Annotated in this window: 14 protein-coding genes and 1 pseudogene; 12 read left to right on the top strand and 3 right to left on the bottom strand. The window is 70.7% G+C overall.

Annotated elements, in window-relative coordinates; all coding sequences use genetic code 11:
- Positions 1-37 precede the first annotated feature (37 nt).
- Positions 38-1,033 (bottom strand): CAF17-like 4Fe-4S cluster assembly/insertion protein YgfZ, encoded by a 996-nt coding sequence (gene ygfZ / locus KF708C_RS17285; protein WP_059412748.1) that lies wholly within the window; start codon positions 1,031-1,033, stop codon positions 38-40.
- Positions 1,034-1,257: 224 nt separating this feature from the next.
- Here ygfZ and mltG point away from each other — a divergent pair, with 224 nt between their 5' ends.
- The 10 genes and pseudogenes from mltG (at position 1,258) to KF708C_RS17235 (ending at position 9,924) form a co-directional block, all read left to right on the top strand.
- The gene (gene mltG / locus KF708C_RS17280) at positions 1,258-2,253 is read left to right on the top strand and encodes an endolytic transglycosylase MltG (RefSeq protein ID WP_020201575.1); all 996 of its coding nucleotides are present in this window, start codon (positions 1,258-1,260) and stop codon (positions 2,251-2,253) included.
- A gap of 9 nt (positions 2,254-2,262) precedes the next feature.
- A complete protein-coding gene (gene tmk, locus KF708C_RS17275; protein ID WP_059412747.1) occupies positions 2,263-2,877 on the top strand; it encodes a dTMP kinase in 615 nt (204 codons plus the stop codon).
- A gap of 85 nt (positions 2,878-2,962) precedes the next feature.
- Entirely contained in the window at positions 2,963-3,970 is a 1,008-nt protein-coding gene (locus tag KF708C_RS17270; protein ID WP_059412746.1) for a DNA polymerase III subunit delta', read from the top strand.
- A gap of 96 nt (positions 3,971-4,066) precedes the next feature.
- Positions 4,067-4,510, top strand: a complete 444-nt coding sequence (locus KF708C_RS17265; protein WP_059412745.1) for a PilZ domain-containing protein — start codon at positions 4,067-4,069, stop codon at positions 4,508-4,510.
- 109 nt (positions 4,511-4,619) lie between these two features.
- Entirely contained in the window at positions 4,620-5,141 is a 522-nt protein-coding gene (locus KF708C_RS17260) for a GNAT family N-acetyltransferase (protein WP_020201571.1), read from the top strand.
- A gap of 345 nt (positions 5,142-5,486) precedes the next feature.
- Positions 5,487-6,689: pseudogene (locus KF708C_RS17255) on the top strand (acyl-CoA dehydrogenase family protein); the annotation flags it as partial.
- 666 nt (positions 6,690-7,355) lie between these two features.
- The gene (locus KF708C_RS17250; protein WP_059412744.1) at positions 7,356-8,150 is read left to right on the top strand and encodes a TatD family hydrolase; all 795 of its coding nucleotides are present in this window, start codon (positions 7,356-7,358) and stop codon (positions 8,148-8,150) included.
- Positions 8,143-8,841: an ankyrin repeat domain-containing protein gene (locus KF708C_RS17245; protein WP_059412743.1), complete on the top strand. Its 699-nt coding sequence runs from the start codon at positions 8,143-8,145 to the stop codon at positions 8,839-8,841. Before KF708C_RS17250 ends, KF708C_RS17245 begins: the two co-directional genes overlap by 8 nt.
- 293 nt (positions 8,842-9,134) lie before the next feature.
- Positions 9,135-9,473 (top strand): type II toxin-antitoxin system TacA family antitoxin, encoded by a 339-nt coding sequence (locus tag KF708C_RS17240; protein ID WP_059412742.1) that lies wholly within the window; start codon positions 9,135-9,137, stop codon positions 9,471-9,473.
- Positions 9,457-9,924, top strand: a complete 468-nt coding sequence (locus KF708C_RS17235) for a GNAT family N-acetyltransferase (protein WP_231586522.1) — start codon at positions 9,457-9,459, stop codon at positions 9,922-9,924. Before KF708C_RS17240 ends, KF708C_RS17235 begins: the two co-directional genes overlap by 17 nt.
- A 48-nt stretch (positions 9,925-9,972) precedes the next feature.
- Here KF708C_RS17235 and egtB read toward each other — a convergent pair whose 3' ends face one another.
- Positions 9,973-11,262: an ergothioneine biosynthesis protein EgtB gene (gene egtB / locus KF708C_RS17230; RefSeq protein ID WP_020201567.1), complete on the bottom strand. Its 1,290-nt coding sequence runs from the start codon at positions 11,260-11,262 to the stop codon at positions 9,973-9,975.
- A 355-nt stretch (positions 11,263-11,617) separates the two neighbouring features.
- Complete coding sequence (locus KF708C_RS17225) at positions 11,618-12,238, bottom strand: FMN-dependent NADH-azoreductase (RefSeq protein WP_059412741.1); 621 nt, start codon at positions 12,236-12,238, stop codon at positions 11,618-11,620.
- 186 nt (positions 12,239-12,424) lie between these two features.
- On the opposite strand from KF708C_RS17225, the gene KF708C_RS17220 reads away from it, so the two are divergent.
- Complete coding sequence (locus KF708C_RS17220) at positions 12,425-13,381, top strand: LysR family transcriptional regulator (RefSeq protein ID WP_059412740.1); 957 nt, start codon at positions 12,425-12,427, stop codon at positions 13,379-13,381.
- Positions 13,382-13,572: 191 nt separating this feature from the next.
- Positions 13,573-13,986, top strand: coding sequence for a DoxX family protein (locus KF708C_RS17215; RefSeq protein ID WP_059412739.1), 414 nt, complete (start codon positions 13,573-13,575; stop codon positions 13,984-13,986).
- Positions 13,987-14,002: the final 16 nt, after the last annotated feature.

The following is a 14,002-nucleotide window of genomic DNA, read 5'->3' as shown; positions in this document are numbered from 1 at the left end:
TCGCCGACCGGCACCGCGTAGGGCAGCGCGCCGGCGCTCAGGCGGCCTCGCCGACCGGCACCGCGTAGGGCAGCTCGCCCGGGCGCACCGGGCTGCCGGTGGCGCTGCCCAGGTGCAGCGCGCCGGCGGCGGCGTCGATCTTCAGTTCGGCCAGGCCGTCCCAGCCGCCCTGCGGCGCGGCGGCGGCGTTGACCACCATGCCGCACGGCTGCGCGGGGTCCTCGGGGCGGAAGATCTCGGTGGCGGCGGCCGGCGCTTCGCCCTCGCCGTGGATCAGCCACATGCGGCGCTTGAGCGTGCCGCGGTACTGGCTGCGCGCGACGATTTCCTGGCCCGGGTAGCAGCCCTTGCGGAAGCTCACGCCGCCGACCAGCTCCAGGTTGATCATCTGCGGCACGAACTGTTCCTGCGTGGCCGCGGCGATGCGCGGCACGCCGGAGCGCACTTCCAGCCAGTCCCACACGGCGCTGTCGGCCGGCGCCAGCGTGGCCGCCAGCGCGGCCTGCCGGTCCGCGGCCTGCTCGGCGGGCAGCGCGATCTGCCAGCGCGGCAGGCCGTCGCCGTCGGGCAGGCGGATCACGGTGGCGCCGGCCGCGGCGGCGGCCTGCCAGGGGGCGTCCGGCGCGGGCAGGCCGGCGGCCCGCAGCGCGGCGGCAGCGCCGGGGCCGGCCACGCCGAGCAGCGCGACGGTCGGCGTCAGGTCGGACAGGCGCGCCTTGGCGCGCAGCACGAACATGCTCAGGCGCTTCTGGATGGCGGCCTGGAGGTCGGACGAGATCTGGAGCACGATGCCTTCGTCGTCGCGCCACACCAGGAAGCTGGCGAGCAGGCGGCCCTTGGGCGAGCAATAGCCGGCCAGGCGCGCGCTGCCGGCGCCGAGATCGTCGATGGCGTTGGTCAGCTGCGTGTGCAGGAAGCTGGCCGCGTCTTCGCCGGTGACCCGGATCAGGCCCAGGTGCGCGGGACGGCAGACGACGCCGCCCTGGCGCGCGGCTTCGAACTGGGTGGCAAGGTCGGGAGCAGGGGAGTTCATGGCAGGAATCTGGCTCGTTGTGGCACGTATCTGGACGGGCGGCGCGCGCGCGGGCGCGCCGGATGGCGGGTGCGGCAGGCGGCGCGCGCTCGTGGCGGCGCAAGGCTCCCGGTATTATATGGGGCTGTCGCCATTTCAGCCGGCGCGCCCGCGGCCCCTGCCGCGCGCCGCCGTCTTTGCCGCGGTGCGCGCGGGCGCACGCGGCGCCGCTACCTTCTGCCTACATGAAACGTATTTTCCTGCGGCTGCTGCTGGCCGCGCTGGTGTTTGCGATCGCCGCGGCCGGCGCCTTCGCCTGGTGGGCCAACCGCCCCCTCGAACTGCCGGCCACGCCGGTCGAAGTGGTGATCAAGCCCAATTCCAGCGTGGCCAGCGTCGGCCGCCAGATCCAGCGCGGCGGCGTGCCGATGGACGCGCGCCTGTTCGCCCTGCTGGCGCGGCTGACCGGCCACGGCGCCGACCTCAAGGCCGGCGGCTACGAGTTCGCGCGCGGCGCCTCGCCGCTGTCGGTGCTCGGCAAGATCGCCCGCGGCGAAGTCACCCACTACGTCCTGACCGTGATCGAAGGCTGGGAATTCCGCAAGATGCGCGCCGCCGTCGACGCCCATCCGGCGCTCAAGCACGACAGCCGCGGCCTGTCCGACGCCGAGCTGATGAAGGCCATCGGCGCGCCCGAGCCGGCCCCGGAAGGCATGTTCTTCCCGGACACCTACCTGTTCGCGCGCGGCAGCAGCGACCTGGAACTGTATCGCCACGCCTACCGCGCCATGCAGCGCCGCCTGACCGACGCCTGGAACGCGCGCGCGTCCGGCCTGCCGTACAAGACGCCCTACGAGGCGCTGGTGATGGCCTCCATCGTCGAGAAGGAAACCGGCCAGCCGGGCGAGCGCGCGATGATCGCCGCGGTATTCGTCAACCGGCTCAGGAAGGGCATGATGCTGCAGACCGATCCCACCGTGATCTACGGCATGGGCGAGGCCTTCGACGGCAATATCCGCAAGCGCGATCTGCTCGCCGACACCCCGTACAATACCTACACGCGCGCGGGCCTGCCGCCCACGCCGATCTCGCTGCCCGGGCTGGCCTCGCTGGCCGCGGCGACCGCGCCGGCGCCGTCGGACGCGCTGTACTTCGTGGCGCGCGGCGACGGCAGCAGCTATTTCTCCAACTCGCTTCCCGAACACAACCGCGCGGTCGACAAGTACCAGCGCGGCAAATAAGTCTCTCCCATGCGCGGAAAATTCATCACATTCGAGGGCATCGACGGTGCCGGCAAAAGCACCCACGTGGAGTGGGTGGCCGAGCGCCTGCGCGCGCGCCTGGCCGGCAGCGCGGCGGTGGTCACCACCCGCGAGCCCGGCGGCACGCCGCTGGGCGAGGACCTGCGCCAGATCCTCCTGCATTGCAAGATGCACCTGGAAACCGAGGCGCTGCTGATGTTCGCCGCCCGCCGCGAGCACATCGCCGAAGTCATCGAACCCGCGCTGGCGCGCGGCGACTGGGTGGTGTCCGACCGTTTCACCGATGCCACCTTCGCCTACCAGGGCGGCGGCAGGGGCCTGCCGCGCGCGCGCCTGGAGGTGCTGGAAGGCTGGGTGCAGGACGGCCTGCAGCCCGACCTGACGCTGCTGTTCGACGTACCGCTGGAAACCGCCAGCGCCCGCCTGGCCGGCGCGCGCGAGCCCGACAAGTTCGAGGCCGAGTCGCGCGCCTTCTTCGCGCGCACGCGCCAGGAATACCTGCGGCGCGCGGCGGAGGCGCCGCAGCGCTTCCGCGTGATCGACGCCACGCGCACCATCGCCGAGATTCAGGCCGAACTTGAGAAAATTCTCGCAACGCTTTGATTCGGCGGCACTATCATGGCAGGCTGATACCACCGGCAGCGCTCCACGCAGTGGATGAAGTTCACTCCCTAACTCCTTGATTCGCATGCTTTATCCCTGGCAGACAGAAGACTGGCAACGGCTGAACGGACTGCGCGAGCGGCTGCCGCATGCCTTGCTCATCCACGGCCAGCAAGGCATCGGCAAGCGCGACCTGGCGCTGCACTTCGCCCAGGGGCTGCTGTGCGACACGCCGCGCGCCGACGGGCAGCCGTGCGGCACGTGCGCGGCCTGCCACTGGTTCAGCCAGGGCAACCATCCCGATTTCACCGTGGTCCGCCCCGAGGCGCTGGAAGCCGCCGGCGACGCCGAGACCGACGACAGCGGCAAGAAGAAGGCGCCCAGCAAGGTCATCCGCATGGAGCAGGTGCGGGCGCTGATCGAGACCGTCGGCATCGGCACCCATCGCGCCGGCCTGCGGCTGGTGGTGGTGTACCCGCTCGACGCGCTGCAGAACGAGGGCGCCAACGCGCTGCTCAAGACGCTGGAGGAGCCGCCGCCGTCGACCGTGTTCCTGCTCGTCACCGACCGGCTCGACCGCGTGCTGCCGACCATCCTGTCGCGCTGCCGCCAGTTTTCCGTGCAGCGGCCCACGCAGGCCGACGCGCTGGCGTGGCTGCGCGGGCAGGGCGTGGGCGATGCCGAGGCGCAACTGGCGCTGGCCGGCGGCTCGCCGCTGACCGCGCTGCACGCCGCCGAGGCCGAGGAACAGCCGCTGCAGCGCTGGCTGGTGAGCCAGCTTGGCGGCGGCGCCGGCTTCGACGCGCTGGGCGCCGCCGAGCATGTGCAGAAGATGCCGGTGCCCGCGGTGCTTGGCATCCTGCAGCGCTGGACGTACGATCTGCTGTCGGCGTGCCTGGCGGCGGCGCAGGCGCCGCGCTATTTCCCGCGCGAGCAGGCCGCCGTCGCGCGCTGCGCGCAGGCTACCGATGCGCACCGGCTGCAGGCCTTCCTGGCGCGGCTGGTGAACCACCGGCGCAGCGAGAACCATCCGCTGGCCGCGCGCCTGGTGATGGAAGCGGTGTTCCTGGAATACCGGCAGTTGTTTCAGTAGTTGGCCTGGCAGTCATCTTGCTTGTGTTTGCCGGGTGGTGTCCGTTAGTCATACCGATAAGGCCTGAAGGCCACGGTCAGCAACAAGGGGTCAGTCATGAGTACAGCAGCAACAGGAAGCCGGGGCCCGGGCGTGCCCGGCGCCGCCGGCGCGGGCGCGCCCACGGCGGGCGGGATCGGCGCGGCGACGGTGCCGGGCGCGGCTTCGCGGCCGAACGTGCTTTCGCTTTCGATCAAGGACCAGGCGGGCCTGTACGCCGCCTACATGCCGTTCCTGCAGCGCGGCGGCATCTTCGTACCGAGCAACCGGCCGTTCCGGCTGGGCGAGCAGGTATTCCTCGTGCTGTCCCTGCTGGACCGGCCGCAGAAATACCAGATCGCGGGGCAGGTGGCATGGATCACGCCGGTCGGCACGCCCAACAAGACGCCCGGCATCGGCATCCACCTGCCGGACGACGACAACGGCCGCAACCTGCGCCGCGCGGTGGAAGAGATCCTGGGCAAGGCCATCGAGTCCAGCCGGCCCACGCAGACGCTGTAGGAAAGACCGGCGGGCCTGCCGGGCGGAGCATCGGGTGAAACATCAGGTGAAACATCGGGTTTCGCGTCCAGGCCATTGATTTACAAGCAGTCAGAGAAGAAGCAACAACATGAGTGAAAACGCTTTCACGGTGCGCGACGCCCAGCCGCGCGACCTGGCCGGCATCGTCGCCATCTACAACAGCACGGTCGCCTCGCGCATGGTCACGGCCGATACCGAGCCCGTCAGCGTGGCGTCGCGCCAGGCCTGGTTCGATGCCCATCCGCCCGCGCGCCGCCCGCTGTGGGTGGCGGAAGACGGCGCGGGCCGCATGGCGGGCTGGCTCAGCTTCTCCGATTTCTATGGCCGCCCGGCCTACGGCGCCACCGCCGAGGTCTCGATCTACCTGGATGCCGGCAGCCGCGGCCAGGGCCTGGGCCGGCACCTGCTGCAGCAGGCCATCGCCCATGCGCCGCAGATCGGCGTGCACACCGTGCTGGGCTTCATCTTCGGCCACAACGCGCCGAGCCTGGGCCTGTTCGCCTCGCTGGGGTTCGAGCGCTGGGGCCACCTGCCGCGCGTGGCCGTGCTCGACGGCATCGAGCGCGATCTCGTGATTCTTGGCCGGCACCTGACCAAGCCGGCAGGCTAGCCCGGGCCGGCCGCGCCTCCCGCGGCTTTCTCCGCCTTCTCTATCCCGGCCACCCGCGCCGCCAGCCTGGCGGCCGGTGGTATCCGCGGTTCCTCCTGCCGCGGCGAAGTCGCGCGACCGCCCGCGCGCCATGCGGGGCCGGGGATTGATTGAATCCCCATCTCGATCGTGCCAAAAACGCGATTGGACGGCGCAACGCCCGCCGCCCAGAATGGCTTCCGGCCCGGCCGCCCCCGCCGGCATCGCCGTGCGTTGCACGCCCATCCGCCACGATTCGCCAAGACCGGCCACGATCCGGCGCGCGCCTGGCCGCCAATCCCCGATCGTTCCCCGCCGGAGACCCCGATGCCGTTCCAGGCCAGCGACGCCGAATCCACCAGCCCCCGCCCGGCCGATGCCGGAACCGGCGCCCGCCATCTGGCGCCCGACTGCGCCGGCCTCGATGTTTTCGCGCTCGACCGCGGCGTGCAGGACTTGCTGGCGATCTACCTGCCGGCCGCCGAGCATCGCCACCTGCTGCCGCATTTCCGGTGCCTGGGCCAACTGGCCGGCGGGCGGCTGAGCGCGCTGGCGGCCGTGGCCGCCGGGCATGGCCCGGTGCTGCACGCGCGCACGCGCCTGGGCGAGGACCACGACTGGATCGAATACCACCCGGCCTGGCAGGAGATGGAGCACATCGCCCGCGGCGATTTCCAGCTCCACGCCATGAGCCACCGCGCCGGCGCGCTGGGCTGGGGCGCGCCGCTCTCGCCGGCGGCCAGGTACGCCTTCCAGTATCTGTTCGCGCAGTCCGGGGCCGCCCGGATGTGCGCGGTCGGCGCGACCGACGCCGCGATCCACCTGATCCGCGGATTCGGCAGCCCGGCCTTGCAGCAGTGGCTGCTGCCGCGCATGCTGGCGACCGATCCGGCCGTGCGGTGGAAAGGGACGATCGAGATGGCGGGCGGTCCGGACGCCGGCGCCATCGAGGCCGTGGCCCGCGAGGCGGGCGGGCAGTGGCGCCTGTACGGCGAGAAGGGATTCTGCCCGCCTGCCGATGCCGACGTGGCCCTGCTGCTGGCGCGGCCCGAAGGCGTGCCCGCCGGCACGCGCAGGCCGGCGCTGTTCGCGTTGCCGCGCCGGCTGGAGGATGGCAGCCGCAACGCCTGCCGCATCGTCCTCCTCGGGGGCCCGATGGCCGGCGGCGAGGTCCGGCTCGAAGGCGCGCTGGCCTATCCGGTCGGCGCGCTCGACCAGGGCCTCGGGCCGGTGATGGAGCAACTGGCCGGCCTGTCGCGCATGTCGCACGCGGTACGCGCCGCGGGCATGATGCGCCGCGGCCTGAACGAGGCTTTGCAGGCCGCGCGGCACCGCGGCGCGTTCGGGGGCGAGGTCATCGGCGATCCGCCGCTGCGCCGCCAGTTGCTCAAGCTGATGGTGCCCACGGAGGCCGCCTTGTCGATGGTGATGGCCACCGCCGACGCCATGCGGCGCGCCGGCGAGGGCGATGGCGGCGCGCGCCAGGCGGTGCGTCTGCTGACGCCGCTGATCCGGGTGCGCGCCGGCCGCGACCACGTCGCCGTGGCCGCCGGCGCGATGGAAGTGTACGGCGGCGGCGGCCATGTCGAGGATGCCGTCGGCGCGTGGCCGGAGGGCACCGGCAATATCGACGCGCTGGACGCCATCCGGCAGGCCGTCGGCAAGGCGCGCGCGCACCATGCGCTGCAAGCGCTGCTGGCCACCCGTCTGGAGCAGGCCGACATGCCCGCGCCGCTGCGCCAGGCCCTGTGGCAGGCCTGGCAGCGCGCCGCCCGCGCTGGCCGGAACGGCGGCGGCCGACGGCGCGCGCGAGGCCGACACCCGCCGGGCCGCCAGCGCGCTCTACCATGCCAGCGCCGCCATCCTGATGGCCTGGGAAGCCAGCCAGCCTGGCGCCGACGCGCGCCGGCTGCTGCTGGCCCATGCGCTGCTGCGGCACCGCCTGCTGCCGGCCGATCCACCGGCGGCCACCGATATGGCCGGCTTGGCCGACTTGGCCGATTCAGCCTGCGGCGACCTGCTGCTCGGCGACGCGCCGGTCACGCTCGGCCACGCCAGCGCCGCCATCGCGCTGGCCGGCTGAAACGGAACATCCGGCGGCGGGCAGCGGGGTGCGACCGGATACAATGGCAGGCGGCGCCGCCCCAGGCCGAACCCAGGCCCGATGGCGCCGCCGCTATCCGGATACCGTCCCCCATGTTTGTCGATTCCCACTGCCATCTAGATTTCCCCGACCTGGCCGCGCGCCTGCCCGAGCTGCTGGAGAACATGCGGGCCAACCAGGTCACGCACGCGCTGTGCATCTCGGTCACGCTGGAAGACTTCCCGCGCGTGCTGGCGCTGGCCGAGCAGCATCCGCACCTCTACGCCACGGTCGGCGTGCATCCCGACTACGAGGAAGGCGAGGACCCCACGCTCGAGCGCCTGCTCGCGCTCTCCGCGCACCCGCGCGTGGTCGGCACCGGCGAGACCGGGCTCGACTACTACCGCCTCAACGGCCGCAGCATCGCCGACATGGAATGGCAGCGCGAGCGCTTCCGCACCCATATCCGCGCCGCGCGGCAGACCGGCAAGCCGCTGGTCATCCATACCCGCTCGTCGGCCGACGACACGCTGCGCCTGATGCGCGAGGAAGACGCCGGCGCCGCGGGCGGCGTGATGCACTGCTTCACCGAGAGCTGGGAGATCGCCCGCCAGTCGCTCGACCAGGGTTTCCATATCTCGTTCTCCGGCATCGTCACCTTCAAGAACGCGGTGGAGCTGCAGGAAACCGCGCGCAAGGTGCCGCTGGACCGCATGCTGATCGAGACCGATTCGCCCTACCTGGCGCCGGTGCCGTACCGCGGCAAGACCAACCAGCCGGCCTGGGTGCGCCACGTGGGTGAGTTCATCGCCAACCTGCGCGGTATTCCCGCAGCACAGCTGGCGGAGCAAACGACCGATAATTTCTTCCGCCTTTTCAAGCATATAGACAGGAATTCTCATGCTTAACATGAAGTCACTGCGATGCCTGGCCGCGAGCGCGGCCCTGCTGGCCGGCTGCGCCGCCTGGGGCACGCCCGCCGACGACCTGCGCAAGGCGGTGGAATTCGACGATGCCAGCGCCGCGCAGAAGCTGCTCGCGCGCGGGGTCGACCCCAACGGGCTCGACGCCAAGGGCAACCCGATGCTGGTGGTGGCGCTGCGCGAGAAGTCGCTGAAGGTGGCGGCGGTGCTGATCCGCGCGAAGAACATCGATTTCGACAAGACCAACGCCGCCGGCGAGACGCCGCTGATGATGGCCAGCCTGCAGAACGAGTTCGACATGGTCAAGCTGATGGTCGACCAGATGGACGTCGAGATCAACAAGACCGGCTGGACGCCGCTGCACTACGCGGCGACCAACGGCAACAACGAGATCGTCAAGTACCTGGTCGACCACGCCGCCTACATCGACGCCGAAAGCCCCAACGGCAGCACCCCGCTGATGATGGCCGCGCGCGGCGGCCACATCGAGACGGTCAAGCTGCTGCTGGACGAGGGCGCGGACATGCGGCTGCGCAACCAGCAGGGCATGACCGTGATCGATTTCGCCGAGCGCTACAACCAGCCGGAGATCGCCAGCGGGCTGAAATCGCGCTGGCAGAAGCTGTATCCGCAGACGCCGATGGAGGCGCCGGCGCCGCGGAAGGGCGCGAACTGAGATCGCAGAAGGCCGCGATCCTGACGAGCCAGGCCGGCAAAACGACAAAGCGCCACGGCATATGCCGTGGCGCTTTGTCGTTTTGGGGCAAGGATACCGCGCTACCAAATCCAGTGGTGTCATTCTGGCACCACTGGTTGCACTTTGGCACCATATTGGCTATGCTGCAAGCTCCTTGGCAATAAAGAAGCGTCAGGTTGGCGCTTGGATGGGGCCGGTGGCCCCCAACGGGAATGGACGCCTCCGTGCGCCGTGACGGCGCCCGGAAAAGTCCGGGGAAAGGAAGGTAGCAAATGGCTAACAAGCACGAGAGCGCCCTGGAAGTTCCAGGTCGCGGGCGGATCACCGCCCGCTTGAGTGCAGACAAGCAAGCATTGCTGCAGCTAGCTGCGGATCTGTCGGGCAGTACCCTCAGTCAGTTCGTCGTGCAATCGGCGCTGCGCGCGGCGGAGCAGGTGATCGAGCAGGAGGATGCCATCCGGGCAATCAAGCTGACGGTGGACGAATCCAGGCGCTTTTTTGCGCTGCTCGATGAACCGGCAAAGCCGAACGAGGCGCTGACGCGCGCGATGGCGCGTTTCAGGAAGGCGAAAATTGAGAATTCAGATTCGACCTTTGAACTTGAAGGATGACCGCAGCACCTTTGATTGCGGGACTGGTTCGCTGAACGACTGGCTGCAAAAAACGGCCAGGCAGCACCAGGAAAAGAACCTGTCGCGGACATATGTCGCGGTTCCCGCCGACGATCCGGGCAGGGTCGTCGGGTACTACGCGCTGGCGGCGACCCTGGTGCAGACCGACGGGATGCAAGGCAGGAAGCTTCCCAGGGAGGTCTCCGCGGTGCTTCTGGCACGGCTTGCCGTCGACAAGAGCAGCAAAGGCCAGGGCCTTGGCGGCTGTCTGCTGATGCACGCGCTGGAAGCGGTGGTCGCCACGGGCGGCATCATCGGCGTGCAGTGTGTCGTGGTGGACGCCGTGGACGAGCCGGCGGCGAACTTCTACGAGAAATACGGCTTCGTGCCGCTCGCCAACCGGCCGCGGCGGCTTGTCCTGCCGTTGGATACGGTCCGGCAGTTGATCTAGGCGAGCGCGCAGCGGCGCCGGCTCCGGCCGGGCACCCGGCCGCCGCGCCTACGCATCGTCGGCCAGCCTCACCCCCGTGAACTGCCAGCGCTGGTGCGGATAGAAGAAGTTGCGGTAGCTCGCCCGGATGTGCGATTCCGGCGTCACGCACGAGCCGCCGCGCAGCACCATCTGGCTGCACATGAACTTGCCGTTGTATTCGCCCACCGCGCCGGCGCCCGGCCGGAAGCCCGGATAGGGCTGGAACGGGCTGGCGGTCCATTCCCACACGTCGCCGAACATCTGCCGCAGCGCGCCGGCCGTATTCTGGCGGTCCGGCAGCGGGCGCAGCACGCGGCCTTCGGCGAAGTTGCCGGTGGCCGGCAGGTTGCGCGCGGCGTGTTCCCATTCGGCCTCGGTCGGCAGGCGGCGCTCGGCCCAGCGCGCGAAGGCGTCGGCCTCGTAGAAGCTGATATGCGTGACCGGGCTGTCCGGGTCCACCGGCTGCATGCCGCGCAGGCTCATCTGCCACCACGTGCCTTCGCGCTCTTCCCAGTACAGCGGCGCTTCGATGCCCTGCTCGTTGACCCAGCGCCAGCCGTCCGACAGCCACAGCCCGGCGGTGCGGTAGGCGCCGTCTTCGATGAATTCGAACCACTGGCGGTTGCTGACCGGGTGCGAGCACAACTGGTACGGTTGCAGCAGCACGTTGTGGCGCGGTCCTTCGCAGTCGAAGGCAAAGCCGTCGCCGTCGTGGCCGATGGCGACCACGCCGCCGGCGAAGCGCAGCCACTCGGCGGCCGGGCGCGGGTCGGCGATCACCGGCGCCAGCAGCTCGGGCGCGAAGGCGGGCTTGAGCGGGTTCTGCGCGAACAGGTGCAGGATGTCGGTCAGCAGCAGTTCCTGGTGCTGCTGCTCATGGTTCAGGCCAAGCTCGATCAGCGCGGCCTCGGCATCGGTCTGCGCGTGCATCAGCAGGCCGAGCATGGTTTCGTCGACGGCCTCGCGGTAGGCCAGCACCTCGTCCAGCGACGGCCGCGTGAGCAGCCCGCGGCGCGGGCGCGGGTGGCGCGCGCCGACCGCTTCGTAATAGGAGTTGAACAGGTAGCGGTAGCGCTCGTCGACCGGCTCGTAGTCCGGCAGGCGCGCCGCCAGCACGAATTCCTCGAAGAACCACGTGGTATGCGCCAGGTGCCATTTGGCCGGGCTGGCGTCTTCCATCGACTGCACGGTGGCGTCGGCGTCGGTGAGGTCGGCCACCATCGCCTCGGTCGCCGCGCGCACGTGGCGGTACTGGGCGAGCAGGGCGGGTTCGTGCGGGGGATGCAGCGCGCTGGCAGGCAGCAGGGCAGAAGACATGCGGGCTCCCGGATCGGACGTGGCGTCTGCCGCGGGGCGGCCCGCGCATGCGGCCGGCCGTGGCTGGTGGAGGGCGGGCAGGCCGCTGCCCGGGCCCGTGCTGCCTGGCTGTGCGGGCTTGCCCCTGGGGGATCCGCGCCCAAAGCGGGCGCGTCCGGAACCATCATAGACCTGAAATGCGCGGCAGGTACAGCCGGCGAGCGTCCTGCAGCAAGGCGGGCCGGGCCGGGAGGCAGGCGCGCAGCGCGGGCCGGCCCGGCGCCGGTGTCCGTAACGCAGGACGCCCGCCGGCGGCATCGCGGGCGGGCGTCCTGTCTTGCGCATCCCCTGGCGGCGCCACGCCGCCGGGGCCGGGTCAGGCGGCCAGCGGGGCGCCGTCGTTGAGCGCCGCCACCTGGCCGCGCGCGGCCACCAGGGCGGCTTCGCGGGCGTCCGGGCCGAAGGCCAGGCCGTGGGCGCGCACGTAGGTGATGTCGGTGATGCCGAGGAAACGGAACACCACGTCGACGGTCTGCTCATGCAGGTCCAGCGCGGAAGCGTCCGCGCGCACGCCGCCGCGCGACGACACCACGATCACGCGCTTGCCGCCGGCCAGGCCTTCGGCGCCCTTCTCGGTGTAGCGGAAGGTGCGGCCGGCCTGGGCGATGCGGTCGATCCACGACTTGAGCTGGCTGGGGATGCCGAAGTTGTATTGCGGCACGCCGACCACCAGCACGTCGGCTTCCAGGAATTCCTTGAGGAAGGCTTCGGTGCGCTGCAGTTCGGCTTCCTGCACGGCGTCGAGACCATCCTTGGGGCCGCCCAGCACCGGCAGCAGCGCGCCGGACAGGTGGGCGGGCGCGTCCTGGTCGAGGTCGCGCACGGTCAGCTTCGCGGTGGGGTTCTTGGTGAGCAGGTCGGCCACGACCTGCGCGGTCAGGCTGCGGGAAGCGGAATGGCCGCCCAGGACGCTCGAGTCGATTTGCAGGATGTTCATGTTCAGCTCCACAGGTGGATCGGTGTTTCGGGATTAGGTGAAGCGAACGATAGCGGTCCGCCATTGATGCCGGTAGTGGTGCAAAATAGAAATTATTGTTCCAGTGCCGGAACGCACGACCGGCCCGCGGACATCCCGGAAACCCCGGTCCGCCGCCCCCAGCCACCGCAAGAGGCCGTCACGACGATGCAAGACCTGAACGATCTTTCGCTGTTTGCCCAGGTAGTCCAGCACGGCAGCTTTTCCGCCGCCAGCCGCGCCAGCGGCGTGCCCAAGTCGCGCCTGAGCCGGCGCATCGCCCAGCTGGAGCGCGAGCTGGGCGTGCAACTGCTGCGCCGGACCACGCGCCAGGTGCGCGTGACGCCGATCGGCGAGGCCTATTACGAACGCTGCCGCGCCATGCTGGCGGAGGCGGAAGGCGCGCGCGAGGTCATTGAGCAGGCGCGCGACCAGCCCGGCGGCACGCTGCGCGTGAGCTGCCCGGTGGCGATCGCGCAGAGCCTGCTGGCGCCGGAGATCGGCCGCTTCATGCAGGCCAACCCCGGCGTGCGGGTGGAGATCGAGGCCACCAACCGCCGCGTGGACGTGATCGGCGAAGGCTTCGACCTCGCGCTGCGGGTGCGCGAGGTGATGGACGATTCCTCGCTGGTGGTGCGCAACTTCGGCGAAAGCCCGCTCATGCTGGTGGCCAGCCCGGCGCTGCTCGACAGCATCGGCCGGCCGCGCACGCCGCAGGCGCTGGAAGGCATGCCCGGCGTCAACCAGAAGCCGCACGACGGCAAGCACGTCTGGACGCTGACCTGCGACAGCGGCCAGGCCATGCACATCGCCTACGATCCGCGCCTGATCACCGACGAATTCGCGCTGCTGCGCGAGGCGGCCATCGCCGGCATCGGCGTGGCCATGCTGCCGCGCATGTTCTGCCGCGATGCCATCGAGAGCGGCGAGCTGGAGCTGCTGCTGCCGCAGTGGATCACGCCGGTCGGCACGCTGCACGCGGTGTTTCCGTCGCGCAAGGGCATGCCGCCGGCGCTGCGGCGCTTCCTGGATTTCCTCGCCGAGATCCTGCCCGAGACCGCGCGCAAGGCCGGCATGCAGCTGCAGCAGCCGGGCATGCACCGGCGTCCCGTCGGCGCGGCCTGAGCCGTGGCGGCCTTTCCCGCGCCGCGGCGCGCCCGCAACTTGTGGCTTTACCTTCACGGTGCCGCGCACTAAGGTACATAGGCGCCCGGCGTGGCGCGAAAGGCGCATGGGCTGGCTGGCCCCGCCGGCGGCAGCCGGCGTTTCCGATACCGTGCAAGAGCGCGAACAAGAGCGGACAAGGAGTGACGACCATGAGCGGAACCCAGACATCCCAGGACCTCGGCAAGGCGGTGCTGCGCATCGTGCTCGGTGCGCTGATCCTTTTCCACGGCGTGTCCAAGCTGATCCACGGCCCCGGCTTCGTCACCCAGGTGGTGACGCAGGCCGGCCTGCCGCCGGCCGTGGCCTACCTGGTCTACGTCGGCGAAGTGGTGGCCCCGATCCTGCTGATCCTGGGCCTGTGGGCGCGTCTGGCGGCGCTGGTCGTGGCCGTCAACATGGTGGTGGCGATCGCGCTGGTGCATACCAGCCAGTTCGGGCTGGTCAACGATACCGGCGGCTGGGCGCTGGAGTTGCAGGCGATGTACCTGGCCAGCGCGCTGGCGGTGCTGCTGCTCGGCGCCGGGCGGCTGAGCGTGGGCGGCATCGCCGGGCGCTGGAACTGACGCCGCCGCGCGCGGC

Source organism: Cupriavidus basilensis, assembly GCF_000876015.1.
GTDB lineage: Bacteria > Pseudomonadota > Gammaproteobacteria > Burkholderiales > Burkholderiaceae > Cupriavidus > Cupriavidus basilensis_B.
This window is presented reverse-complemented; position numbering and strand designations above follow the sequence as displayed.